Below are 26,981 nucleotides of genomic sequence, written 5' to 3'. Positions count from 1 at the left end.
TTACTCCTTCTCTAAAGCCAAATAGATTTTTCTTTTATATTCCGTAAATTCATCACTCAATAATAATTCTTTTTTACGTGGTCTTGGAAATGGAACAATGATTTCTTCTTTGATTTTTGCGGGTTTGTCAGAAAATATATATATTCGATCAGACATTAACAACGCTTCATCAATATTATGCGTTACTAATAAAATTGATCGTCGTTGCTCCTCCCATATTGATAAGAGCCATTGTTGCATTTCAAGTCTAGTGAACTCATCTAAAGCTGAAAAAGGCTCATCCATACACATGAACGACTGCGGTGCTAGTAGAGACCTTAAAAATGAAACTCTTTGTTTCATACCACCAGATAATTCATGAGGGTAAGCATTCTCATAGTTTTCTAAACCAGTTTTTTTAAGCCAGTCTCTTGCCAACTTTTCATCAGGTTTATGCTTTAATTCTTGTGACAAAACAATATTTTTTAATACTGTTCTCCAAGGTAGTAATGAATGATCTTGAGGCATAAAACTAACATGACCAAGTTCTCCATTTATTATCGACCCATTTAACTTTACTTCTCCGGAATCAGGTTTTAGTAAACCACCTATAAGATGAAACAACGTACTTTTCCCGCTACCAGATGGGCCTAAAATTGAAACAAATTCTCCCTCGTTTACATAAAGAGAAATATTCTCTAGAACTTGATGACCGCTATAACTCTTTGATAATTGTTCCACTTGTAATGTCATTTCCGTTTCTCCCCTTTAACTTTCCATTTAACAGTAAAACGTTCAATTACGACTATTAGGAAGAAGAAAAGCATACTTAAAAACATAATGATAAAAATTGAAACAAATACTCGATCTGTTCTAAATGAAGATGAAGCTAAAGTCATATACACCCCAATTCCAGATTTCGCTCCGAGCCATTCAGATATAACTGCCCCCATAACACTATAAGTTGCAGAAATCTTTAAGCCTGAAAAAATGGAAGGTAGAGAAAAAGGCAATTCAACTTTCCAAAAAATTTGTGATTTGGATGCTCCCGCCATTTTCATATAATTTATTAGTTCACTTGGTGTTTGTCGGAAACCATCTAAAGCTGAAACTGTAACTGGGAAAAAACAAACAAGAGAAATAATAATTAATTTAGGTAATACACCAAATCCAAACCAAATAATTAAAAGCGGTGCCAATACGATAATTGGTACATTTTGCGAAAGAATTAATAATGGGTAAAAAGCTTCCCTAACACCTGGAATTAAATGCAATAGAAATGCGATTAAAAATCCTAATAAACTACCAATTAACAATCCAATAATCGTTAATTGAATTGTAGAAGAAATATGAGGAAGTAGTGAATCAGATGACTTCATTCCTTCTTTAAAGATTGCGATCGGTCCTGGCAATAACCAAGATTCGATTTTCCAAATTTTAATACTTAGCTGCCAACAGATTAAAAAAAGCAGGATGACAACGATTGGTTGCCATCCTTTAATATTTTTTGATTTCATTAACGGTACTTCTCCGTTAACACATCCATCGTAATACCTTGTGGTTGATAAAGTATTTTCATTTGAGTTATAACATTGTGGCAACCTATTTCAATCATTCTTTCATTCATTTTTTGAACAACCATTAATAATTGATTCAAGTCGCCTTCCATAGTTGTTTCCAATGGTTGAACTTGATATTTTACACCTGATTCATCAATAATTTTAATTGCTTCATCAACTGCTGGAATAACATCCTCAATATTATTTGTTTTCGGTATAATTTGGACACTCATTAAAGTAGATTGCATTTTTGCTCCTCCTTATTTCGCTGGTAAGAAATCATTCGTAAATGCTTCTTTCGGCTTAAAGTTTCCTTCTAATAATTTATTTTCAGCTAAGAAATCAGCATAGTTTTTCCAAACTGATAACTTTTGCTCACCCCAACGGTCTGCATCATCTTTATATTTAGATGCTAACCATTCTTGGCTTTTTTCCACTAATTTTTTATCTAAATCTGGATTATCCTTTATTAAAATCGATGCAGCTTCTTTTGGGTTATCAATCGCAAAATTATATCCTTTTGATGCTGCAGCCACAAACGCTTTTACTATTTTAGGGTTTTTACTAATCATTTTTTCGTTTGTAGCTAAAACTGGAGTATAGTAATCTAGCTTTTTACTATAATCAGTTAAATAAATCATGTTTAATTTTTCTCCACGTAGCTCTGCTTCAATCCCTGTCCATCCTTGATAAATCCACGCAAAATCGATATCTCTCTTTACCGCTGTAAAGAAATCAGCATCACCCATATTAACGATATTTAACTTATTAACATTAGCATTTTCTTCTGACATAAGTGATTTTAAAATAGCCTTTTCAACCGGTGAACCCCATCCACCATATGTTTTTCCAACGAAATCTTTTGGAGACTTAATTTCTTTTTTCACTGGTGAAGCAAACCCAGAAGTATTATGTTGAATAATTGCTGCAATTGATACAATCGGTACATTTTGAACTCTTGCTTGTGTAATTGACTCTTGATAAGAAACTCCAAAATCTGCTTTACCTGATGCCACCAATTGGTCTGCACCTGTTTCTCCTGGGCTGATTATATCTACATCAAGTCCTTGTTCCTTAAAATAACCTTTTTCCTTTGCAACAAATAGCCCAGTATGATTTGTATTTGGCGTCCAGTCTAGTACGACTGTCACCTTTTTTAATTTCTTTGTCTTTTTAGTAGTAGCAGTTTTGTTTTGACCACACCCGGTTAACATTAAACAAATAGCTACTAAAAATACTACTAGTTTTTTCATTATCTATATCTCCTTTTTGTTTTTTGTTTATACAAAAAGAAAACGTCCGGATACTAACCCGGACGTAAATGCGCTGTAAAAAACATATCTAAAAAGAGATACTGTTCCCTACGCTGGCATCACCCAGATCAGGTTCTAAGAGTCAACACCTTAAGGATGCTATCTCAGCCAGCAACACTGGCTCCTCCACATTTTTCTCATATAAACTTCCCTCATTAATATAACAGATAATGATTGAATTTACGAATTATTTTTAACTTGTGTTTAAATGTTTTAATACTCTGTTAATAAGCACAATAAAACTATGAAATTTTAACATTTTTAAAAAGAGAATGATAAACAAAAATATCATTTCTTATAGTAAAATCTTAAATGAATAAAGAATATACTACATCAACAAATTATTAAGTAAAATGAGGGGATTTTTTGAATAAGCCAATCGGAGTCATTGACTCAGGTGTTGGGGGCTTAACAGTTGCCAAACAAATTATAAGACAATTACCTAAAGAGGACATTTTATATTTAGGCGATACAGCAAGATGTCCATACGGATCACGACCATATACGGAAATTAGAGAATTCACTTGGGAAATGACTAATTTTCTATTGGAGAAAGATATTAAAATGTTAGTCATCGCCTGTAATACAGCAACTTCAGTAGTCTTAAATGAAATGCGAGAAAAACTTCAAATCCCAGTCATTGGAGTTGTCCGCCCAGGTGCTAGAGCAGCAATAAAATTAACACAAAATGACCAAATCGGTGTCATAGGAACGAATGCTACTATTAATAGTAAAGCATATCATTCTGCACTAAAGCGAATTAATGACAAAGTTATAATTGAAGGTTTGGCATGCCCAGAGTTTGCTGGAATTGTTGAAAATGGGGACTACAATAAACCTGAAATATTTGAGATTGTTAAACACACTCTTGCACCGCTTATTGATTCAAATATTGATACCCTAATACTAGGTTGCACGCATTACCCATTATTAAGTCCAATCATCCAAAAAGTGATGGGACCATCAATCCAACTGATCAGCTCTGGTGATGAAACAGCTTTAGAAGTAAGTGCAATTCTGGATCAACAAAATATTTTATCTAACTCTGAAATCACTTCACATGAATTTTTTACAACTGGGGATCCAACCATTTTTAGTAAAATAGCTTCATCCTTATTCCAAGAACCGATGGAAAACGTAAAGTATATTAAACTATAAAAGTCAATAAACCACATTAAATGAAAAAAACCAACAAAGGCTTACTTTGTTGGTTTTTTTGTTTTTAAATTGGGGACGCTCTTCTATTTCAAAAAAACTATTCTTTTGTATTACTTGAAAAATAATCTTTAAGCATCGCATTGTTTTTTACAATATCATCTAATGTATATTGATCTAAAACTTTTAAAAATTGTTCTAATGCATTATTAAATATATGTTTTAAAGAACAAACAGGTGTAATAACACAAGTATTGCCGTGCTCAAAACATTCTACAATATTAAAGTCTTCTTCAGTTTTACGAATAATTTCACCGATATTTATTTCTGATGGTAATTTAGCTAAACGGATTCCACCGTTTCTACCACGGATCGTTTCGATATAGCCCATCTTTCCTAAATTATAAATTATTTTCATTAAATGGTTTTTAGAAATATCATAAGCTTCAGCGATGTCCTTAATATTAACTAATTTTTCACCTGGCTCAGAGCTTAGAAATATTAGTACACGAAGAGAGTAATCCGAATAAGTTGTTAAACGCATAACTTGTCCTCACTGTTTTATTTAAGATTAATCATAGCATAATTGTGAACTTTTTTTAAACTTTTATGTATTTTTGCGAAAAAATTCACAAAAGATGTATTTTACATATTGCTTTAAATAAATTCTAGGTCTAAGATAAAGATGTATTTATAATACTACTTTAAAACGTGATTAGGGGGATTTTTCATGCTATCTCAAAAAACAATTGATATTATTAAGTCAACAGTTCCAGTCTTAGAAGTAAAGGGTACAGATATAACTAAAGTATTCTATAAAAATTTATTTACTAATCATCCTGAACTATTAAATGTATTTAATCATACAAATCAACAACAAGGTAGACAACAAACTGCACTTGCAAATACTGTTTTAGCTGCTGCACAGAACATTGATAAACTAGCAACAATTATTCCTGTTGTAAAACAAATTGCGCAAAAGCACCGCAGTCTTCAAGTTAAAGCTGAGCACTATCCAATCGTAGGGCAACATTTACTAGGGGCAATAAAAGAAGTACTTGGTGATGCTGCAACTGATGAAATACTAGGTGCTTGGGCGGAAGCATATGGAATTATTGCACAAGTATTTATCGATATCGAAAAAGAAATGTATGAGGAAGCATCTTCTCAAGAAGGCGGATGGTCTGAATTTAAAGAGTTTAAAGTCATCGAAAAAGTGGAAGAAAGCGATGTAATTACTTCATTCTACTTAGTTCCTAAAGATGGTTCTTCAGTTCCTACTTTCTTATCTGGTCAATATATTACTGTTCGTTCACAAATTCCTGGTGAAGAATATTTATCAAACAGACAATATAGTTTATCTGATGCACCAGGTAAAAATCACTTTAGAATATCAGTAAAAAGAGAAGCTGAAGAAAACCAACCACTTGGTAAATTCTCAAACTACCTACACAATCAAGTAAATGTTGGTGATACACTGGAAATTACTGCTCCAGCAGGTGAATTTACTTTAAATACTGAAATTGATTCAGATGTTGTTTTCTTAAGCGGTGGTGTTGGAATTACTCCATTAATTAGTATGGCTAAGTCAATTGCAAGTAATCAACCAAACCGTCAAGTCAACTTCATAAGCGCTTCAAGAAATGGTAAATTACAAGCATTTGAAAATGAACTTAACCAATTAAAAGAGCAATTAACAAATTATAATTTATCATTTGTTTATGAAAATCCATCTGAGGAAGATCTTAAAAATAATAACTTTAAAAAGCAAGGTTATATTGATGCAGAATGGTTAAATAACAATGTTAAATCAGACAATGCAGATTATTACGTATGTGGACCAGTACCATTTTTAAAGGCCATTATTACAAGCTTAAAAGAATTAGGAATTAAGGATACACAAATTCATTTCGAATTCTTCGGACCAGCAATGAATTTAGATACTGAACCTAAAAGCCCTGTAAATCAAGGCTAATATTTAAAAGGATGCTCAATTAAGAGCATCCTTTTTCACGCAGTTGAAATACAAACTTCTCAATTAATGACCAAATTTTCGTAAAAGGGGTAGAGTGATGTTGATTTCCACTACAGGGTGCTCGCTTTCCATGGGGNNTCCCATAGGAGTCGAGCACCCTTTCGTTCCAATCAACTTATCCATCTAAAAAAGTCTGCAATAAATTCTCATCAAATAGCCTTTACTTAGAGTATACTAACAGTTGTTTATTAATAAAATCGGTTTGTAGGTCTATTAATATCGAACATTATTTTATTATAATAATCATTTGAACTTCCTTTTCTAAAATCAGCTCTTAATTTCTTTAACTTCTCAGGAATAAACAATATCTACTAGAGTTTGTTACTGTATTTAAATTATTGAAACTCATAATAATCATTAATAAGGCTTTAAAAATGAATATTAACCTCAATAATGTTCCACTAATATTGTTCCCTTTCCGTTTAATATTTCAAAACTCTGAGAAAAGATACTCAAAGAGCACTCTTTTTTATTTCTTTTCTAATAATACAGCCACTCTTTTTAAAACTGTCGGTATTGTAAAGCTACCCAAAATTGCGATTAGGGTACTTGAGTAGTATTTTTTTAAAGTGCCATATACTAAACTACTTATCATAAGATCGTACAAAAAGAATCGACCAAATTCACGTTTAGTTATGACCATAAAGATGATAGATGCATTTCTAGTTGTAAGAATAAGCCCACCTTCTTCTAGAAAAATTAATCATTCTAATCAATGAAAATCACAAATTTATTTTTTATCTAACATCCAATAATACTTTTCAATTTCTTCTTTTACTTTTATCATGCCAATTTTCTCTAAAACTCTAATAGAGGCATGATTATAAATGGAACAAATTGCAGATATTCTTGTAACATGATTTTGCTTTAATCCCCACTCACAAAAAGCACTACCCATTTCAGTTGCATATCCTTTACCTTGATAACTAGGTGCAATACTATAACCTATTTCCATAATCCCAGTTTCATCAGGACCACCTTTAAATCCCATGTCCCCAATAATTACTCGATCTTTTTTATGAATAATAATCCCTTCATATTTTTCCTCAGTAGGATGCGTTTGAAAACGAGAAATCTTATAAGGGAAAAGATTTTTATATACGAGAATTGGCCATCCTTGAGCGAATCTATAAATTTGATTTTCAAATTCTAACTCTTTATTTCCACTTAAAACAGAAACCATCGCTTCTGCTGTAAAAGTCATTAATAGTAAGTTTTTAGTTTCAGTGATTAGCATTAACTGACTCCTGTATACTAAATTTTATAGTTTTTTTGACTACCGCTTCCTTTAAAAAATATTCTAGAAATTAGTAATCCAATCAAGCCAAGCAGTATAAATAAACCGGCTCTAACCATCAATGTAATATTTGGTAAATCTATTAATACAAGCTTTCCTAGCGTCAATAATAATAAACCTATCCCAGTATATGTCCAAACTTTAAACTTCTTAATGTTACCAAGTATCATAGTTAAAATTGAAAGCAAGATCCAACTTATATTAATTAATAATCGAATCATATTATCAGACTGATCTACCGCAATTATTTGAACAATTTGTGTTATAAAAGCAATCAATATAACTGTAATTAATAAAGAACTGCTTAATAAGATGAATTGTTTTTCATCTTCATTTTTATAAGCCATAATTCCTATCGTAATTAGAGCTACAATTAACATAAGCCAATTCATCGTTTCAAAAGACCAAAAAGAATCTATTCCAACTGACAAAATGGATATTCCTACAGGAATAAATGTAAGGGCAGCTATAATTAATTTCAGTAGGTCTCGATATCTTAAATAAAATAAATAAGTTGATACTGCTTGAATTATTAATACAGTACAAAGTAAGTTTTCTGAAACACTGTCCAAACATATGAATGAAATGGCTAATATAAAATTAGTCGAAAATCCAAAGAAAAAATCCGATTTCTTTTTATAATAAAAGGTCAGGAATAAATATCCTACACATAAAAAGATTAAAATCATTGTTCTAGTCTGATCTTCAAATGCACTAAAGATCCAACCAATTGTTAAAATAAAACTAGTGTGAAGAATTAATACTTGCTTTTTAATAGCAAGCTTAGATTTGATCAATATAGCTAGCAAACTAATGTGTTGAACGATAATACTTAGTGCGAAATATTCAATTCCATTCGTATTAAAATTAACTAAGGCTACAATTAAATAAGATAAATGCAATAATATTGCAGACGAAAGGTAGATGAATTTATATTTCTTAAATGCTGCATAAAACATAAAGCATAAGTAAATTACTGTTTCATAGACAGAGAAAAATAAATAGTTTGGCGAATTACTTTTAACTAGGTATGGTACAAAAACGGCTCCTATTATACTTATTAATCCAATTACTTCTGATTTGTATCTATTCATAGAATAAAAACCAAAACATACCCAAATAATTAAAAGCGAAAATGCAATCGTTGATCCAAACATGTGATATAAATGATGCATAGCAAACGTAGTTAAAAATAATACGGGTAACACGCCACCAATTAATGATTGGCCAAGCGTTGATCGTTTAGCTTTCATTTGACGATTACCGTACCAGAATAAAGCAATGGCTATAACAAATCCAATTCCTACTTTTGCATACTTATTTAATACCCCATAATCTGATGCCGCTTTAAATCCCCACATTACGCCAAGAATAAATATAAATATAAAAAATCTAGGTAACCACTTTTGGAAAATAAGCGCTTCATAGTCAACCTTTTCATTTTCAACTGTTACTTTAACCTGTCTACTAACTGTTTTTGGGGGTTTAGGATTATTTTCTTTAGTTTGAGTTATTTGTTTAATCTCGTTCGAAGTTTCTTTCTTGATTAAGAGAAATTCAATTTGTTTCTTCATTTCTCTAACTTCTTCTTCAAGCTTTTCTACCTTTTTTTGAAGATCTTGATTCTGATTATCCAACTGCATCACCTCTTATCATAACTATGTATTTTATTAAGACTAAATAACTGAAAAGACATCCTTCATATAAGTTCGATATTTTTGAGATTAATCCTATATAAAAAAAAATTTATGAAGTATGTTTTTGGCAAATTTCGTCATATTTCCCGGAAAATAAAGACAATCAGTTCTACTGGAAAACAATCGTCGTTAATTATATCGGTCAAATAAAAAAATCCTCTATTATAAAAATAGAGGATTTTTAAAATTAAGATAGAACTTTTTCTAATTTTTGTTGTTTAACCATTTCTAAGAAGCTCTCGAATGGTTGTGTACCAACGTCACCTTCGCCACGTTTACGAATAGCTACAGTATTATTTTCAACCTCTTGATCACCAACTACTAACATATAAGGTAATTTTTGAAGTTGTGCTTCACGGATTTTATATCCAATTTTTTCGCCACGCAAATCAGTTTCAACACGGATTCCTGCAGCTTTTAATTGATCAGCAAGTTTTTGTGCATATTCATTATGAACACTTGAAATTGGTAATACTGCTACTTGAACTGGTGCTAACCATAATGGGAATGCTCCAGCAAAATGTTCAGTTAAGATTCCTAAGAAACGGTCAATTGAACCATAAATTGCACGGTGGATAACAACTGGACGTTCTTTTTGGTTATCTTCATTAACATAAGTTAAATCAAATTTCTCAGGCATTTGGAAATCTAATTGAATTGTAGCACATTGCCAGCTACGTTTTAATGCATCTTGAATATGGAAATCGATTTTCGGACCATAGAATGCGCCATCGCCTGGGTTTAATTTAAAGTCTAAGTTCTCAGACTTTAGAACATTTTCTAACGCCTGCTCAGCTGAATTCCATAACTCTTCTGAACCCATTGAATCTTCTGGACGAGTTGATAATTCTACTTTGTAAGTGAATCCGAATACACCGTAAATTTCTTTAATTAAGTTAATTACTTCAATAATTTCGCCTTCAATTTGGTCTGGACGACAGAAGATATGTGCATCATCTTGAGTAAAAGTACGAACACGCATCATTCCATTTAAAGCACCAGAATATTCATGACGGTGAACTTGACCATTTTCACACATACGAACCGGTAGATCACGGTATGAATGTAATTTATTTTTATAAACTAACATATGACCTGGGCAGTTCATCGGTTTTAATGCGAATTTTGTATCATCAACCTCAGTAAAGTACATGTTCTCATGGTAATGATGCCAGTGACCTGATTGCTCCCATAATCTTTGATTCATAATGAATGGTGTACGAACTTCTTTGTAATCTTTTGAAGTTTGTAATCCGCGCTCATATTGTTCTAATTCATTACGGATAATAGTACCTTTTGGTAAGAAGAATGGCATACCAGGTGCTTCTTCAGAGAACATGAATAATTCAAGCTCTTTACCTAATTTACGGTGATCACGTTTTTTAGCTTCTTCTAATAAGTGTAAATGCTCTTCTAATTCCTTCTTACTTGGGAAAGCAGTACCATAAACTCGTTGAAGCATTTTATTATTTGCATCGCCTCTCCAATAAGCTCCAGCAACTGATAATAATTTAATCGCTTTTACACGGCCAGTTGTAGGAACATGTGGTCCACGGCAAAGGTCTACGAATTCACCTTGAGTATACATTGAAATAACTGCATCTTCCGGTAAGTCACGGATTAATTCTAGTTTAAACTCATCGTCTAATTCAGTGAAGAATTTAATTGCCTCTTCACGACTAACCTCTGAACGAGTAATCGGTAAGTTTTCTTTAATAATTTTTTCCATTTCTTTTTCAATTTTCGGTAGGTCTTCTACTTTAATTGAAACAGGAAGATCAATATCATAATAGAAACCATCAGCAGTTACTGGTCCAACTCCAAATGCAGCTTTTTCGCCTTTATAAAGACGTTTTACTGCTTGAGCTAAAATATGCGCTGAACTATGACGCATCATTTCTAATCCATCTTGATCATCTTGAGTAATTATTTGAACTTCACAATCTTCAGTAATAGGTGTATTTAAATCCACTAATTTACCATTAATTTTTCCACCAAGCGCTTTTTTCTTTAAGCTAATGGAGATTGAACCCGCGAAATCTTCAACTGTTGTATTTTGTTCCACCTCGCGAATTGATCCATCTGGTAATTTAATTGAAATCATTTAAGTTCACTCCTTTTTCAAATTAATTTTGACAATAAAAAAAGAGCACACTCGTAGGGACGAATGTGCTCGTGGTTCCACCCTAATTTAATGTACACAAAAATAAGTATACAAAATCTCAACGTTTTAACGGTCTACACCGATAGTAGTTAATTGTAATAAAATTACGTTCCCCACTATAGCTACAAGGTGGTAAGTCATTCAACGTATAGAGAATTCTCGCACCAAATGAATTCCTCTCTTACTATCGTCTTGAACGCTCGTGTCCTTGATCTTTGCTTTTCCTTATTCGTATAAAAGTATTATATAGAATGTCATTGAATTCTTCAAGTACTCTTCTGAAGATAAATTTAATTGTTTTATCATTCTATTCAATCTTTATTCAGTATGCGACAACATTACTTATTTTAAACACTTAATATCGAATTCTTTATTTCATTTAATAATTTTTCTTTCCATTCATTTTTCCATTGTTCACTACGCCCTGTATGACGATTTATATTTACTAAGGAATTTCGTCCAGTAAAGCAAATTTCATTTTGAGGATTAATCCCCATATAGTGTAAATCGATTGATGAATTTCCTACATTTGCAATTTTTACGTACACATCGATGATTTCATTAAAAAATACTTGTCGTAAGTAATCACATTGCAAATCAGCAACAACTGGAATAAATTCACTATGATTTGCCGTCCATTCTTGCATAAGTCCTAAATATTTTAAATACTCAATTCGTGCTTCTTCAAAATAAACGAATGGAACTGTATTATTCATATGTCCAAACATATCCGTTTCACTAAATCGAACTTTAATAGTTATCTTAAATGAAAACTCTGATTGCCACTCCTGTATATTAGATACATAATTCATTTTTCCCATCGAATTTGCCCCCTTACTATCTATATTATAGCATTAATTTCTTTAAAGAATGAATATTCATTCAGTTTTAAACAGGGCCAGGATGAAGGAAATAAGGGACTTATAAAATAGTAAAGATGTCTTATAGAGTATAGTTTAATATCTCCTCTACTAGCTTTTCTATCTACTGCTCTCCCTTTCTTTAACCTACCCCTGTTTAGTTATTAAAAAACATCCTTAACATTCAATAATTTTGATGAATATAATTTGCATGTTTGAATGTGACTCTTTTGAAATGATTATTTCGCATCCAAGCATCTACACGTTTTTCAAAAAGCTCTCCCCCATATATTGGGTATCTTTCTGATATAGGATTTTTTTCATTATATATCTTATTTTTAAAATCATTTGTTCTGATTAAGTAACATTGATCTGAAAATCCATAACCAATATAGAAGTTTTCATCTTCATCTATTGATTCTTGTTTTGCCTCAAAAATATTTCCATTCCATACTGGATTTGCTACTTTGATTCTTTCATCATCTTGAAGTTTTAATATTGATAAATCAATCCAATTAAAAGGCTTTTCTAAAATGGAATCACTTGAAAAATGAAGTAAAAACTCTGTATTGCAAAGGTAAATACTAACAAGTTCTGAGATTGAATAGTAATAACCACCTTTGAAGCTTTCCTTAGTAACCTCAAAATAATTAAGGGCTTCATTTGAATAATCATCAACAATTATATATGACGATAAGACATCCCTCGCGACAAGTTTGTCTGCATGACGACTGACTTCACTTACATCTTGTACGTTATTAATATATAAAATTTTTTCTTTAAATTGAAATTGATTAAACTCAATCATTTTTTCGATCCGGTCTGTCTTTAAAAGTATTTCCCAATCTTTTTCATAGCATTTCGTCTCAAATGTCACTTCAAACTGTTGCATTCAGGTCAACCTCCGTTCGAGTGGGGTAAGACACCGCACATCCCTTTGCTGCCTTTACTATTGATATGATTTAAAAGGGGAGTTTATTAGAAATTTATCTAAAACCATCCAAAATGATAATTTCATCATTAAATAAAATGTTCATTTAATGTCCGTTTTCCCAGTTGGGATACAACAAACGCACTTTTACTTTTAGCTACAGTTATATAATGTAAGATTTGTATTCAAAATATAATCTGTTTGGTCCTAATCTTTTTATCTTCCCGTATTTAATTGCCTTATTCTATACTTCTTATTTTCGCACTATTTTTCCGTTCACTTTGAATAGATGTTTTACTTGTTGTTCTAGGGAATTTTTTTGATAATCAGTTAATTGATCTTATGTTCTAACAATAAAAAAAAGCATGTCCCGAAAGGACATGCTTTTATGTTTATTAAATTTCGTCGCTTCCAAAGAAGTCTTTGAAAGATTGGATTGTAGTTGCACGGTTTAACGCTGCAATTGAAGTTGTTAAAGGAATACCTTTTGGACAAGATTGTACACAGTTTTGTGAGTTACCACAGTTTGATAGTCCACCGTCTCCCATAATTGCATGTAGACGTTCTTCCTTATTCATTTCTCCAGTTGGATGAGCATTAAATAAACGTACTTGTGAAAGTGGTGCAGGCCCAATAAAGTTAGATTTACTATTAACGTTTGGACAAGCTTCTAAACATACACCACAAGTCATACATTTTGATAATTCATAAGCCCATTGACGTTTTCTTTCAGGCATTCTTGGTCCAGGACCTAAGTCATGCGTTCCATCAATTGGAATCCAAGCTTTAACGCGTTTTAAAGAATCGAACATTCGGCTACGATCAACTTGTAAGTCACGTACTACAGGGAATGTGCTCATTGGCTCAAGACGAATTGGTTGTTCCAATTTGTCAATAAGCGCAGAACATGATTGTCTTGGTTTGCCATTGATCACCATAGAACATGCTCCACAAACTTCTTCAAGACAGTTCATATCCCAAGAAATTGCAGTCGTTTCTTTTCCATTTGAATTAACTGGATTTTTACGAATTTCCATTAACGCCGAGATTACGTTCATATTCGGACGATAAGGGACAGTAAATGTTTCTTCATATGGCGCAGTATTTGGTGAATCTTGACGTTTAACAATTACAGTAATTGTCTTTTCAGCAGTCATTGTTCCATTATGCATTTGCTTTGTCCTCCTTCTTCTTAGAATAATCTCGTTTTCTTGGTTCAATTAATGATGTATCAACATCTTCGTAATGGAATAATGGTGAATGTGATTTCTCATCAAATTTAGCCATTGTAGTTTTTAAGAATTCCTCGTCATTACGGTCTGGGAATTCAGGTTTATAGTGAGCTCCACGGCTTTCATTACGGTTATAAGCACCTAATGTGATAACACGTGATAAGTGAAGCATGTTTTCAAGTTGACGAGTAAATGAAGCACCTTGGTTACTCCATTTAGCTGTATCATTAATATTAATGTTTTGATAGCGCTCATAAAGTTCTTGAATTTTTTCATCAGTTTTTAATAAGCGATCATTGAATCGAACTACAGTAACGTTGTCTGTCATCCACTCTCCAAGCTCTTTATGAAGAAGGTATGCATTTTCTTTACCGTCCATTTTATAAATACGATTCATTTTTTCTTTTTCTTCATTAGCATTTGATTCAAATACAGAAGTTGAAACATCATCTGAAGATTTAGCTAAACCATTTACGTATCTTACAGCATTTGGTCCAGCAACCATTCCACCATAAATAGCAGAAAGTAATGAGTTAGCTCCTAAACGGTTAGCTCCGTGCATTGAGTAATCACACTCACCTGCAGCAAATAAACCAGGAATTGTAGTCATTTGGTCATAGTCAACCCATAATCCACCCATTGAGTAGTGAACTGCTGGGAAAATCTTCATTGGAACTTTTTTCGGATCATCACCTGTGAATTTTTCATAAATCTCGATTATTCCACCAAGTTTTACATCAAGTTCATGTGGATCTTTATGTGAAAGATCTAAATAAACCATGTTTTCACCATTGATACCAAGCTTGTGGTCAACACATACAGAGAAAATCTCACGCGTAGCAATATCCCTTGGTACAAGATTTCCATATGCAGGATATTTCTCTTCTAAGAAATACCATGGTTTACCATCTTTATACGTCCAAACTCGTCCACCTTCACCACGAGCACTTTCACTCATTAAACGGTTTTTATCATCTCCAGGAATTGCAGTTGGATGGATTTGAATAAATTCACCATTTGAATAAACTGCACCTTGACGATATACAGCTGCAGCAGCTGAACCAGTGTTGATAATTGAATTTGTAGTTTTACCAAAGATAATACCAGGGCCACCAGATGCCATAATTACAGCATCCGCAGGGAAACTTACGATTTCCATTGATGTTAAGTTTTGTCCAACGATCCCACGACAAACTCCTTCTTCATCAACAATAGCTCTTAAAAATTCCCAGCCTTCATACTTTTGAACAAGACCTTCAGATTCGTAACGACGAACTTGCTCATCTAATGCGTATAATAATTGTTGCCCAGTCGTTGCACCAGCAAATGCTGTACGGTGATGTTGCGTTCCACCGAAACGACGGAAGTCTAATAGTCCTTCAGGCGTACGGTTGAACATTACACCCATACGGTCCATCATATGAATGATGCCAGGTGCTGCTTCTGCCATTGCCTTTACAGGTGGTTGGTTTGCTAAGAAATCTCCACCATAAATTGTATCATCAAAGTGCTCCCAAGGAGAGTCACCTTCACCTTTTGTATTAACCGCACCATTAATTCCACCTTGAGCACATACTGAATGTGATCGTTTTACGGGAACTAATGAAAATAAATCTACTTTTGTGCCAGCTTCTGCGGCTTTAATTGTTGCCATAAGACCAGCTAATCCGCCACCGACGATAATTATTTTCCCACTCATGACTCTCTCTCCTTACAAATTCGCTAGTTGTGGATCAATGAATGCAAAGATAGCAGTTAATCCAACGAATGATAATACTACGAAAATTCCTAATGTAACGTATGTTGAAATACGTTGTGATCTAGGTGTTACAGTAATTCCCCAAGATACGAAGAATGACCATAATCCATTAGCAAAGTGGAAAATTGTTGAAATTACACCTACTATATAGAAAACTAACATAAATTTTGAAGTGAAAATATCAGCCATCATATTATAATCAACCGTTGCTCCCATTTGAGCAGCGATACGTGTTTGCCATACGTGCCAAGTAATAAAAATTAAAGTAACTACACCAGAAATACGTTGGAATAAATATAACCAGTTACGTAAGTATCCATAATTTTTAACATTGCTAGTTCCTGTGAACGCAATGTATAGTCCGTAAATTGCATGGTATAAAATTGGTAAGAAAATGACAAAAACTTCTAAAAAATAGCGGAATGGTAAATTCGCCATAAATTCAGCAGCTTTGTTGAACGATGTTGCTCCATTTGTCGCAAAATGATTGACAACTAAGTGCTGTGTTAAAAAGATCCCAACCGGAATAACTCCTAGCAATGAATGAAGTTTTCTAAAGAAAAACTCCCTTCCATTCTTGTTGCTCATGTAAACCCCTGCCCCCTTTAGTTTGTGCACATGAAAATTTCCTCTATTATTCTAAAAAAATAGAATAAATAAGCAATTCGCATAAAAAGTCGAAATTTTTATGACATTTATCTACAACCCATTTTACTCCTGATAATATAGCAGGTCAAGAAAACGCGTACATTTTTCTTTACTGAAAAAACTTCTCATTTAGATTGGTAATCCTTGTAATCTACATATGTCGAATTATTGTTTTTACTATTAAATATTGTATATAATAAAAACATGTTTTTTAGGAAAGGGAGAGTTATCCGACCATGACGAACGGCATTGAAAATTTAAATATTCCGGGAAATATTTCTGGTTTTGGCTATGAGCTATTACGTAACGATCTATTAAATGATTTATTAGGAAAAGAGCAAAATGATATTTTATATTGGGCGGGTAAAATGATTGCCAGAAAATATCCTTTAGCAACCTTTGAAGAAATTATAGAATTTTTTGATCAAGCTGGTTGGGGTACTCTTGCTGTTGAAGAAGAAAAGAAGCAAGAAGTTCATTTAACACTATCTTCTGAATTAATTACATACAGAAATCAACAAAAAAAGAACGTATCTTACCAATTAGAAGCTGGATTTCTAGCAATGCAAATTCAACAGCAAATCGATGTTATAGCTGAAACGTATGAAGAGCAAAGCAAAAGAGCCGACAAAGTAAAGTTCCAAGTAAAATGGGATTTAAAGGATCCAATTACAAGAAGATAAAACGTAAAACACCACCAGGAATTTAGGTCCTTGTGGTGTTTTTTTCTTGAAATATTGATATATAAATTCAAATACAGGTACAACAATGAGTATTAACAAATAAATCATTAAGTCAAAATTTTTACTTTAATTTAAGAAAAAGATCAGTTAGAGACTTATTATTCAACTTCCCTACCCCTTCTCTTCCCTATCCTTACTTTGATCCTGCCTTCTAATTACCTCAAAATTTTTGTTTCTTTTAACTCCTTTAATAATTGAATTTAACAAGAATAAACAAATACAAACAAAAAACAAAATGGCGAGTATTAATAGAACGAACTGTAGCACTATTTCTCCATATCCGTAGGCAAGTATACTATGCCTCATTATTAATACCTCCTTCTTTTATTTACCATTTAGCCGTTCGCCTTACTCATTTTAAATTTACAGAATCTTTATATAATTTATTCGCCTAACGAATAAAAAACCCTTTTAAGCGCTATCTCTATACTATACGGCTCGGGATATCTGAACGTGATGAATATTGATAAAATCAATATTTCAAAGCCTATATATATAAGAATTGGTACGCCTAAAAGGGTTTATTTTAAATTTAGTTTTCTACTACTACTTCTTCATTAATACGATCTAATTCATATCCTTTATGAAGAGCATGAACTGCTTCTTGTAATTTTGCTTTCGGTACAACTGTTGATACTTTAATTTCAGAAGTGCTTACCATTTTTACAGGGATTTCACTTTCAGCTAAAAATTTAAACATTTTTGCAGCAACACCTGGATTAGAAACCATTCCACTACCTACAATTGAAACTTTAGCAAGTTCACTTTCAAAATCAAATGAGCGGTAACCTAAAAATTCTTTCTTTGATTCTAGAACCGTTATTGCTTCCAACATATTTTCAGATTTGATCGAGAATGAAAGATTTACTAAGTTATCTGATGTTACGCTTTGGATAATTATATCAACATCAATACCTTCACTTGCTAATAAAGTAAAGATTTTAGGTAATAAATCTACATGATTATTTAAACCATTTAAAGTCATCCTTGTTACATTTGATTCGAATGCGATTCCTCTTACGACTGATTGTTGTTCCATTTGTGTTTCCTCCCCAATAAATGTACCGATTTCATCATGTTGACTTGAACGAACTTGAATAATTAAATTATAATTTTTTGCAAATTCTACTGCTCTTGGATGTAAAACCGCTGCTCCTAAAGCTGCAAGCTCTAGCATTTCATCATAAGAGACATGGCTTAGTTTAGATGCATTTGGTTCAACTCTTGGATCCGTAGTATAAACACCTAATACGTCAGTATAAATATCACAACGTTCTGCATTTAAAGCTGCTGCCAATGCAACAGCTGTTGTATCTGAACCACCACGACCTAATGTCGTAATTTCATTGTTGTCACTTAAACCTTGGAAACCAGCAACAATTACGATATACCCTTCATCAAGTAATTGTTGAATTCGATCAGTATGAATTATTTCTATACGCGCATTACCATGGACAGATTCAGTTTGAATTCCAGCTTGCCAACCAGTTAGTGAAATAGCTTTAAAACCTTTTGCTTGGATTGCCATTGCAAGTAATGAAATCGAAACTTGTTCCCCTGTAGTAAGTAACATATCTAATTCACGTTTACTGTTTTGTGGACTAATTTGAGCTGCTAAACTAACTAGTTCGTCTGTATGATGCCCCATCGCAGATACAACTGTAACTACTTGGTTTCCTTCTTTATATGATTTGGTTACTGTTTCAGCAACATGCTGAATTCGTTCAATTGAGCCTACTGAAGTACCACCGAATTTCTGAACAATAATTCCCATTTTTCTCATCCTCACTTTTTACTTAAAAAAGAATACAAAAAAGCGCGTGAAGCAATGTTCACGCGCCTAATTTACAAATAATAAAATAGACAAATCATCAACATCTCTTCAATAGCTCCCCGCATAATCATTATTATTATGCGACAGTACTACATTTCTTAAATGCAGTCCCAACAAAATGAATTGTGGATTCATTTTATTTCGGCAAAACTTCCTTTCAACTGTCCATTACAACGCCACACGTCTATGACAGAATACTTTTAAGTTTTGCACCTCTATTACGAGAGAAAATCATTTAATTTTAACTAAAATATAAATTATTTTGAAAATAGTGTCAAGATAAAAATTTTGGTAACGATATCACTCTTTATGGAAATGTTGAAAAATTTCCTCTGCAACATTTTTTGGCATTTTAGCTTCTATTAACTCTTCAATTGATGCCTCTTTTATTTTTTTGACTGATCCAAAATGTTTAAGAAGGGCTTTCTTTCTTGTTCCCCCAACACCTGCTATGCCATCTAAAGCAGATTGAACCATTGATTTACTATGAAGCTGACGATAGAATTCAATTGCAAATCTGTGTACCTCGTCTTGAATTCTTTGTAATAAAAAGAATTCTTGGCTTTGTCTACCAAGTTGGACAATTTGAGGTGGTTGTCCTATTAATAACTCTGAAGTACGGTGCTTTTCGTCTTTAACAAGTCCAGCTGTTGGAATGAATAGACCTAACTCATTTTGGAGTACATCTTCAACTGCAGCTAGATGTCCTTTCCCACCATCAACAATTATTAAGTTTGGTAATGGTAAATTATCTTTTAATGCTCTAGAATATCTTCTACGTACTACCTCACGCATTGAATCATAATCATCAGGTCCTACGACAGTTTTGATTTTATATTTGCGGTAATCTTTTTTTGAAGGTTTTCCGTCTATAAACACAACCATAGCTGAAACAGGATTTGTTCCTTGAATATTTGAATTATCAAATGCTTCGATTCGATACGGAGTTTCAATATTTAAAATATCTCCTAGTTTTTCTATTGCTTTAACCGTTCTTTCTTCATCTCGCTCAATTAATTTAAATTTCTCACCGAGTCCAATTTTGGCATTTTTGTTTGCTAATACAACAAGTTCCTTTTTTTGGCCTCTTTTTGGTTGGAATACAGGAATTTTTAATAAATCTTTTAAAATTTCAGTATCAACTTTATCTGGTACAAAGATTTCTTTTGGTTTTATATTGTGTGGTTTTTCATAAAATTGCCCAATAAATGATAGGAACTCTTCTTCTGGCTCATCGTAAATTGGAAAATAGGATACATCTCTTTCAATTAATTTTCCTCTTCGAACAAAGAATACTTGAACACACATCCATCCCTTATCAACCGCATATCCAAATACATCTCGATCAACTAAATCACTACTCATCATTTTCTGCTTTTCCATGGTCGCTTCAATTGATACAATTTGGTCTCGATACTCTTTCGCGCGCTCGAAATCTAATTGTTCAGATGCAGCAAGCATTTTTGCCTCTAACTCTTTTCGTATTTGGTCTTCCCCACCGTTTAGAAAACGGGCAATTTCATTAACTATTTCCTGATTTTGTTGATCAGTTACTTCTTTTACACAAGGCGCAAGACACTGACCAATATGATAATATAAACAAACTTTGTCTGGTAATGAAGAACATTTTCGTAATGGATATAGACGATCTAATAATTTTTTTGTTTCATTAGCGGCTGTAGCATTAGGGAATGGTCCAAAATATTTTCCTTTATCTTTTTTTACATTTCGCGTAATCAATAAGCGAGGATGTTTTTCAGCAGTTATTTTAATAAAAGGGTATGATTTATCATCCTTCAGCATGATGTTATATTTCGGGTCATATTTCTTAATTAAATTCATCTCAAGAATTAAAGCTTCCATATTTGAAGAAGTAACAATATATTCAAAATCAGTTATCTCTTGAACTAATCGATATGTCTTACCATCATGGGATCCCGTGAAATAAGATCTAACCCTATTTTTTAAAACTTTAGCTTTTCCTACGTAAATGATCGTCCCTTGAATATCTTTCATCAAATAGCAACCAGGCTGATCAGGTAGAAGCGCTAATTTTTCTTTTAAGTGATTGTCCATTTCCTCTCACCTCTTTCGTGCAATTGTACACTTAATATTATAATCTCCACATTAAAAAACTGAAAATACTTTAATGATATTAAGTAAAAATTAAGTTTTCTATTGTAACTTTAATTTCATCAAGAAAAGAAAAGGAGAAATATTAAGATGAAAAAAGTAAGAGTAGTTCATTTTTGGATTGGTGTTATTGCTTCGGTTTTCCTACTAATCGAATCTACTACAGGGATTATTCTGTATTTCAATAAAGCTGGCGAAGAAAAAGGAAGATTTTCTATGCAAGGTCAGTTTCCATCGGATGGGCAGTTTAATGGAAATCAACAATCTCAAAATAGCGATCAAAACACTACACTTCAAAATGGACAAAGTGGTGATAATACGCAAACCCCATTTCAAAATTTCGGAAAGAGACCTGAGCAGTCTGCATTTTCAGTGAAAAGCCTACATACCGGCATAATTGGTTTAATTAGTGGAATCGGTCTTTTTATACTTACTGGAACAGGATTAGCTTTATCTTGGATCTTGTGGAGTAATAAACGAAAAATGAGAAAAAGAAAAGAAAAAATATCAATGGCAATATAACAAAGAGAGTGTCCCTGAAAAGTAAATCTTTTATGGGATCTCTCTTTTTTCTTCAAATTATAAATCAGTGGTCAATTGACATTTTTAATTTAAACTAAAAACCATCCAAATTTGTAGTGACCCCATAAAGTTAGACTGGTTACTTCAATTAGGCAGCTTGTTGGGCATGAACTCGGTATTTTACTGGGCTCATGCCTTTTAATTTTGTCTTAATTCGCTTGTTATTGTAGTAATCTATATATTTTGCTAGTTCTTGTTTAAAGTGTTCGACACTGTTAAATTCTTTAAGATAGAGTAGTTCAGATTTCATGATACTAAAGAAACTTTCTATTACTGCGTTATCGTAACAGTTTCCTTTTCGTGACATACTCTGAGTGATTCCACGTTTAATACGAGCACTACGATATTTTTTCATTTGATAGTGCCACCCTTGGTCTGTATGAATAAGTAGGGTATCGGAATCTGTTAAACGTTCAAAAGACTGTTCTAACATATTTGATACAAGTGAATAAGTTGGACGTGAACCAATTGTATAAGCAATTATTTCACCATTATATAAGTCCAGCATAGGTGAAAAATATAGCTTTTCTCCAAATAATTTAAATTCAGTTATATCTGTAACCCATTTCTCATTTGGTTTTTCAGCTTGAAAATTTCGATTTAAACTATTTAGGGCAATCTTACCCACTTCACCTTTGTAAGAGCGATATTTCTTTACTTTCACAAGTGATTTTATCCCTAGTTCTTTCATGAGTCGTTGAACTTTTTTATGATTTACTTTATAACCACGATTAGTAAGCTCGTCTCGAATTTTACGATAGCCATAACGACTTTCATGTTCCTCATAAATATCTTTTATCAGCATCTTTATCTCTGCGTCTGAATCAGGACAATTTAGATTTTTCATCCAATAATAGTACGTACTACGCGGAATACTGGCGAGCAGTAGAAGTTCTTTTAACGAAAACTCATGCCTTAATTCATAGACAACTTTTACTTTGTCTTGTTTCGTGATTTTTCCTTGTTTTGAACTAAGGCATTCAACTTTTTTAGATATGTATTTTCCATGCGTAAACGTTCTATTTCAGCCTGAAGTTCTTTAATTGATCCTTCAACGGGTGTAGTTTTCTTAGTTTCTTTTTTCATGGAAAGTCGCCCCTTTTTCTTTGATTCTAGGGCGTCTTGTCCTTGTGTTTCAAATTGAGTCCTCCATTTTCGAATCGTTCTAGGGGAAGGAATATTGAAAATTGTAGCTGCTTCATTCGGTGACGTCCCGTGGTCATTCATATACTTTAATACGTCTAGTTTAAACTGTACCGAATAACTTGTATATGACTTTTTAAGCAAGCCATTAATCCCATTTTGCTTATATTGAGCTACCCAGTTTCTCACTTCAGCATGGGACGTACCAAATAACTTACCAATAGAACGAAAACTTTCCTTACCTTCTAAATAACGATTAACTACCGCTAATTTATGTTCAGTAGTAAATTTAGTCATAAAAAATGCACCTCCAAATGTTAGACTGTGTCTAACATTTGGGGTGCACTACAATTTTCTGGATGGTTTTTACTTTTATTACTATAAAGCTTGAGAAATTAAGAAGTCGCAGTTTCCACTTCTACTTGTTCTTGCTCATTACCTTCTTTATCTCCAGCTTTTCTATTCGTTAATTTAATTGGTGTTAGGAAAAATGTTACGATTGCACCAATTATGATGAATCCTAAACCAACAAAGAATACTTGGTGTAATGAATCCATTAATGATGTTTTAATGATTGGTAACATACCTTCTAAAATTGGCTTAGGAATTAGCTTCTTAGCATCCGCATTAAATAACATTGTAAATACAGATTGAGGAGTTGTATTAATCATGTCTTTAAATTTGTCTACTAATGGTGCAGCTTGTGCTGGTAATTTATTTAAAAATGGAACTAAATCATTGTTTAGAAGTGTTCCTGATTTACTATTCATTACAGCACCTAAAACAGTTGCACCAAAAGTACCACCGATTGAACGGAAGAATTGGCTAGAAGATGTTACAATCCCTAATTCCTTCTTATCAAATACTTCTTGAAGAGCTAGTGTAATTGTCGGCATTACTAAACCAATACCTAGACCCATAACTCCCATAAAGATTGTTGCAATTGTTTTACTTGAATCCATATCTAGAGTTGTTAATAAGTATAAACCTAATGCGATTACGAACATTCCCGTAATAATTTGTGGTTTAATACCAACTTTAAATACAACCTGACCTCCAATAATACTTGCAATAATCATTGTGATCATCATTGGCGTCATTATTGTCCCCGATTGTGTTGCACTTACTCCAACAATACCTTGCATGAAGAATGGTACAAACATAATTGCGCCAAACATCGCTATTGTCATAAAGAAACCAATTAAGTTTAATGTTACGAAAGTTCTATTTTTGAATAAATGCATTGGTAGAATTGGCTCTTTAGCTTTATTTTCTGCGATAACGAAGCTAATGATTCCAACTACAGCTAATACAAATAAACCAATGATTTGCCAAGAATTCCAATCATATTTAACTCCACCTAAACTTAAAGCAAGAAGTAAGCTTACAACACCGACAATCATAGTCACCATACCAGCGATATCGAAATTGATAGGGCCTGTATTTTTTCTACCTTTTAAACCTAATGCAATAAAAATTGTTGCGATAATACCTACAGGAAGATTAATGTAGAATACCCATTTCCAGTTTAATGAGTCAACAATCCATCCACCAATTTGTGGTCCGATTACCGAAGCTAAACCATAAATACCACCAAAAACCCCTTGGAATTTCGCACGTTCTTTACCAGTAAACATATCCCCGATAACAATCATCGCCATCGGCATCATTACACCGCCACCGATACCTTGAATACCACGGTAAATAATTAATTCTGTCATGTTATGGGCAATACCACATAATGCAGAAGCTGCCATAAAGATAACTAAACCAGCAATATATACACTTCTACGACCTAATAAGTCTGCTAATTTACCTGCGATCGGTACAACTGTAGTTGAAGTTAATAAGTATGCTGTTGTAAGCCAAGTCATCATACTTAAACCACCAAGGTCTCCAACAATTTTAGGCATTGCCGTACCAACTATCGTACCATCTAATGCCGAGAAAAACATTGCTATAATTAGACCAATTAGCAATAGTTTACGATTGCCTTCTTTTTGAATAACTGTATTTGTATTTGTACTCAAAATATATTTCTCCCTTCTCTCTCTACCATATCTTTTTTCTTTTTATAATTACTAATACAAAAAATTATTTTGTAAAAATTTCTATAAATCAGCTGCAGCATTTGCAAGCTTTTCAGTAATCTTTGCAAATTGTAATAACTCATCGTCAGAAAGGTTAAACAAGAAACTTTCAAAAATTTCTTTCCGATCTTTTATCACTGATTCTAATTTTTTAATACCTTCCTCAGTTAACATAATATTTACAACTCTTCGGTCCTTTTTATCATGTTCTCTATATACAAAGTCATTATGTTCAAGTCGATCAATCATAAATGATACCGCACTTGGTTTTACACCCATCATCTCTGCTATTTCAGATATTTTACAGCTTTCTTTTTTTCGTAAGTACATTAAAACAAAAAATTGAGTAGCTGTTACACCATGACTATTCATACTTTCTGTCACCTTTGGTTGCATTTTATGAATAGTACTTTGAAGTGCAATCTGAATCCGTTCAATGTACTCATTTTTGTTACCCAAGAAAGTTAACCTCCTTTAAAAATTAATCCGAGTAAATATTTAATGCCTGTTAAATATTAATGCTTATTAAATATAAAACGTGACAGAAAAATAGTCAATCTTATTTACATTAGAAATTTTTAACATTACTCTAATCGATCATTTTGCTAATGATAATGAAAACATTTACAATGGCTTAAGCTATTGATTTTATAAATATTGTACTAGCCAGTTTTAGTTAAAAATGCAAAAAAAAGAAATGCACTCATATTATGAGTGCATTTCTTACAAATTATAATTAACCAATATGTGGAGTAATTAATTCTTCTAAAGCTTCTTTAGGTTTGAAACCTAAAGTTTTTTCAACTACTTCGCCGTCTTTAAGAACGAATAATGATGGAATGCTCATAACTTCAAATTTAGCTGCTGTTTCTTGGTTTTCATCAACATCAACTTTAACAATTTTAACTTTTTCTCCGTATTCAGAAGCTAATTCTTCTAATACAGGAGCAATCATTTTACAAGGACCACACCAAGTTGCCCAAAAATCAACTAATACTACACCTTCTTTTGTTTCTTCTGCAAACGTTGCGTTTGTTGCATTAACAATTGCCATTTATTTTTCCTCCTACCTGCGCAAGCTACATAAGTAAAATATGTAGATTGACATAATTTGTTATAATTTTAAAGAAAGTATACCATATGAGAATTAGCATTTTCTATTTATTTGCTCAAACTTACTATTTCCAAACAAATAGTTGATATATCAATGAAAGGACTAAAAAAGTGATAACATTTGAAAGAATTACAACTGACTTAATTGATGTAATTGAAGAAATTACAAATTCGAATCAAAATTACAATTTAATGGAGAATGGTCGTTTAACTAGATCAAATGAAGAACTAATGAAGGAATATTTTTCTTCTTCACACCAAACGGAAACTTATTTTATTAAATTAGATGATACCTATATAGGATTAATTGATTTTTTAGCGTTAAATCCTAAAGATGGTTCCCCGTGGCTAGGTCTTTTAATGATTCATCATGATTACCATGGTTATGGATTTGGAACAAACGCATTTATTTTATTTGAAGAACTACTTATAAAAAGAAATATTCACAGTTTACGATTAGGTATATTAATTAATAACCAAAAAGCAAAATCTTTTTGGAAATCTCAAGGTTTTAACTATATTGAAAATAAAACGAATGCAGATGGTATTGAAGTAGCGGTTTATGAAAAGATTTTTTCATAAAATTTTCATATTTAAATGTTAAATTAGTGAATATCTGATACCTGGGACATCACGATTATTAATATAGTCCATGAGTAACGATTCAATTCACTACTTTTGTCACAAATTCGTAAAATCTTACTCGAATTAATT

At 32.5% G+C, this 26,981-nt stretch carries 24 protein-coding genes and 2 riboswitches; of the genes, 5 read left to right on the top strand and 19 right to left on the bottom strand.

Features of this window, described 5'->3' with window-relative positions; genetic code table 11:
• From CN946_RS05170 to CN946_RS05155, 4 genes are read right to left on the bottom strand one after another with little or no spacing between them, the layout of a single operon-like run.
• The gene (locus tag CN946_RS05170; RefSeq protein ID WP_098860182.1) at positions 1-732 is read right to left on the bottom strand and encodes an ABC transporter ATP-binding protein; all 732 of its coding nucleotides are present in this window, start codon (positions 730-732) and stop codon (positions 1-3) included.
• Positions 729-1,496: an ABC transporter permease gene (locus tag CN946_RS05165; protein ID WP_098860181.1), complete on the bottom strand. Its 768-nt coding sequence runs from the start codon at positions 1,494-1,496 to the stop codon at positions 729-731. Before CN946_RS05165 ends, CN946_RS05170 begins: the two co-directional genes overlap by 4 nt.
• Entirely contained in the window at positions 1,496-1,786 is a 291-nt protein-coding gene (locus CN946_RS05160; RefSeq protein ID WP_098428277.1) for a thiamine-binding protein, read from the bottom strand. Before CN946_RS05160 ends, CN946_RS05165 begins: the two co-directional genes overlap by 1 nt.
• 12 nt (positions 1,787-1,798) lie before the next feature.
• Positions 1,799-2,791: an ABC transporter substrate-binding protein gene (locus CN946_RS05155; RefSeq protein WP_098860180.1), complete on the bottom strand. Its 993-nt coding sequence runs from the start codon at positions 2,789-2,791 to the stop codon at positions 1,799-1,801.
• Between the two features lie 88 nt (positions 2,792-2,879).
• Positions 2,880-2,989, bottom strand: a riboswitch (TPP riboswitch).
• A 228-nt stretch (positions 2,990-3,217) separates the two neighbouring features.
• On the opposite strand from CN946_RS05155, the gene racE reads away from it, so the two are divergent.
• Positions 3,218-4,009: a glutamate racemase gene (gene racE, locus CN946_RS05150; RefSeq protein WP_098428275.1), complete on the top strand. Its 792-nt coding sequence runs from the start codon at positions 3,218-3,220 to the stop codon at positions 4,007-4,009.
• A gap of 97 nt (positions 4,010-4,106) precedes the next feature.
• Here the strand turns inward: racE and CN946_RS05145 are convergent, their stop codons facing one another.
• On the bottom strand, positions 4,107-4,550 hold the full coding sequence (locus CN946_RS05145) for an RrF2 family transcriptional regulator (RefSeq protein ID WP_098428274.1): 444 nt from the start codon (positions 4,548-4,550) through the stop codon (positions 4,107-4,109).
• 186 nt (positions 4,551-4,736) lie between these two features.
• Between CN946_RS05145 and hmpA the strand changes: the two genes are divergently transcribed.
• Positions 4,737-5,981, top strand: coding sequence for an NO-inducible flavohemoprotein (gene hmpA, locus CN946_RS05140; RefSeq protein WP_098860179.1), 1,245 nt, complete (start codon positions 4,737-4,739; stop codon positions 5,979-5,981).
• Between the two features lie 790 nt (positions 5,982-6,771).
• Here hmpA and CN946_RS05135 read toward each other — a convergent pair.
• The 8 genes from CN946_RS05135 to CN946_RS05100 form a co-directional block, all read right to left on the bottom strand.
• Positions 6,772-7,278, bottom strand: a complete 507-nt coding sequence (locus CN946_RS05135; RefSeq protein ID WP_098860178.1) for a GNAT family N-acetyltransferase — start codon at positions 7,276-7,278, stop codon at positions 6,772-6,774.
• Positions 7,279-7,295: 17 nt separating this feature from the next.
• Positions 7,296-8,975: a DUF2339 domain-containing protein gene (locus tag CN946_RS05130; RefSeq protein ID WP_176547213.1), complete on the bottom strand. Its 1,680-nt coding sequence runs from the start codon at positions 8,973-8,975 to the stop codon at positions 7,296-7,298.
• Positions 8,976-9,222: 247 nt separating this feature from the next.
• Positions 9,223-11,139: a threonine--tRNA ligase gene (gene thrS / locus CN946_RS05125; protein ID WP_098860176.1), complete on the bottom strand. Its 1,917-nt coding sequence runs from the start codon at positions 11,137-11,139 to the stop codon at positions 9,223-9,225.
• A 407-nt stretch (positions 11,140-11,546) separates the two neighbouring features.
• On the bottom strand, positions 11,547-12,020 hold the full coding sequence (locus CN946_RS05120; RefSeq protein WP_098860175.1) for an acyl-CoA thioesterase: 474 nt from the start codon (positions 12,018-12,020) through the stop codon (positions 11,547-11,549).
• Between the two features lie 223 nt (positions 12,021-12,243).
• On the bottom strand, positions 12,244-12,951 hold the full coding sequence (locus CN946_RS05115; RefSeq protein ID WP_098860174.1) for a hypothetical protein: 708 nt from the start codon (positions 12,949-12,951) through the stop codon (positions 12,244-12,246).
• 434 nt (positions 12,952-13,385) lie between these two features.
• Complete coding sequence (gene sdhB, locus CN946_RS05110) at positions 13,386-14,147, bottom strand: succinate dehydrogenase iron-sulfur subunit (protein ID WP_056473098.1); 762 nt, start codon at positions 14,145-14,147, stop codon at positions 13,386-13,388.
• Between the two features lie 7 nt (positions 14,148-14,154).
• Complete coding sequence (gene sdhA / locus CN946_RS05105; RefSeq protein ID WP_098860173.1) at positions 14,155-15,921, bottom strand: succinate dehydrogenase flavoprotein subunit; 1,767 nt, start codon at positions 15,919-15,921, stop codon at positions 14,155-14,157.
• Between the two features lie 12 nt (positions 15,922-15,933).
• Positions 15,934-16,569 (bottom strand): succinate dehydrogenase cytochrome b558 subunit, encoded by a 636-nt coding sequence (locus tag CN946_RS05100; RefSeq protein ID WP_098429407.1) that lies wholly within the window; start codon positions 16,567-16,569, stop codon positions 15,934-15,936.
• Between the two features lie 296 nt (positions 16,570-16,865).
• Between CN946_RS05100 and CN946_RS05095 the strand changes: the two genes are divergently transcribed.
• On the top strand, positions 16,866-17,312 hold the full coding sequence (locus CN946_RS05095; protein ID WP_098860172.1) for a YslB family protein: 447 nt from the start codon (positions 16,866-16,868) through the stop codon (positions 17,310-17,312).
• A gap of 592 nt (positions 17,313-17,904) precedes the next feature.
• Here the strand turns inward: CN946_RS05095 and CN946_RS05085 are convergent.
• Both CN946_RS05085 and uvrC read right to left on the bottom strand, forming a co-directional pair.
• Entirely contained in the window at positions 17,905-19,146 is a 1,242-nt protein-coding gene (locus tag CN946_RS05085; RefSeq protein ID WP_098860170.1) for an aspartate kinase, read from the bottom strand.
• A 104-nt stretch (positions 19,147-19,250) separates the two neighbouring features.
• A riboswitch (Lysine riboswitch) is annotated at positions 19,251-19,432 on the bottom strand.
• Positions 19,433-19,506: 74 nt separating this feature from the next.
• Complete coding sequence (gene uvrC / locus CN946_RS05080) at positions 19,507-21,282, bottom strand: excinuclease ABC subunit UvrC (protein WP_098860169.1); 1,776 nt, start codon at positions 21,280-21,282, stop codon at positions 19,507-19,509.
• A 147-nt stretch (positions 21,283-21,429) separates the two neighbouring features.
• On the opposite strand from uvrC, the gene CN946_RS05075 reads away from it, so the two are divergent.
• Positions 21,430-21,861, top strand: a complete 432-nt coding sequence (locus tag CN946_RS05075; RefSeq protein ID WP_098860168.1) for a PepSY domain-containing protein — start codon at positions 21,430-21,432, stop codon at positions 21,859-21,861.
• A gap of 148 nt (positions 21,862-22,009) precedes the next feature.
• On the opposite strand, the gene CN946_RS05070 is transcribed toward CN946_RS05075, so the two are convergent.
• From CN946_RS05070 to trxA, 4 genes are all read right to left on the bottom strand, one after another.
• A protein-coding gene (locus CN946_RS05070) for an IS3 family transposase (RefSeq protein ID WP_098860167.1) occupies positions 22,010-23,361 on the bottom strand; the annotation gives its coding sequence in 2 pieces (ribosomal slippage) (positions 22,010-22,914 and positions 22,914-23,361; 1,353 coding nt in all).
• Between the two features lie 98 nt (positions 23,362-23,459).
• Positions 23,460-25,094 (bottom strand): MDR family MFS transporter, encoded by a 1,635-nt coding sequence (locus tag CN946_RS05065; protein ID WP_483295370.1) that lies wholly within the window; start codon positions 25,092-25,094, stop codon positions 23,460-23,462.
• Between the two features lie 81 nt (positions 25,095-25,175).
• The gene (locus CN946_RS05060; RefSeq protein ID WP_098860166.1) at positions 25,176-25,613 is read right to left on the bottom strand and encodes a MarR family winged helix-turn-helix transcriptional regulator; all 438 of its coding nucleotides are present in this window, start codon (positions 25,611-25,613) and stop codon (positions 25,176-25,178) included.
• Positions 25,614-25,890: 277 nt separating this feature from the next.
• Positions 25,891-26,208, bottom strand: coding sequence for a thioredoxin (gene trxA, locus CN946_RS05055; RefSeq protein ID WP_056472391.1), 318 nt, complete (start codon positions 26,206-26,208; stop codon positions 25,891-25,893).
• Positions 26,209-26,378: 170 nt separating this feature from the next.
• On the opposite strand from trxA, the gene CN946_RS05050 reads away from it, so the two are divergent.
• Complete coding sequence (locus CN946_RS05050; protein WP_098860165.1) at positions 26,379-26,849, top strand: GNAT family N-acetyltransferase; 471 nt, start codon at positions 26,379-26,381, stop codon at positions 26,847-26,849.
• Positions 26,850-26,981: the final 132 nt, after the last annotated feature.

The sequence above is a fragment of the Bacillus sp. AFS053548 genome (genome assembly GCF_002575105.1).
Classification (GTDB): Bacteria; Bacillota; Bacilli; order Bacillales; family Bacillaceae_G; genus Gottfriedia.
This window is presented reverse-complemented; position numbering and strand designations above follow the sequence as displayed.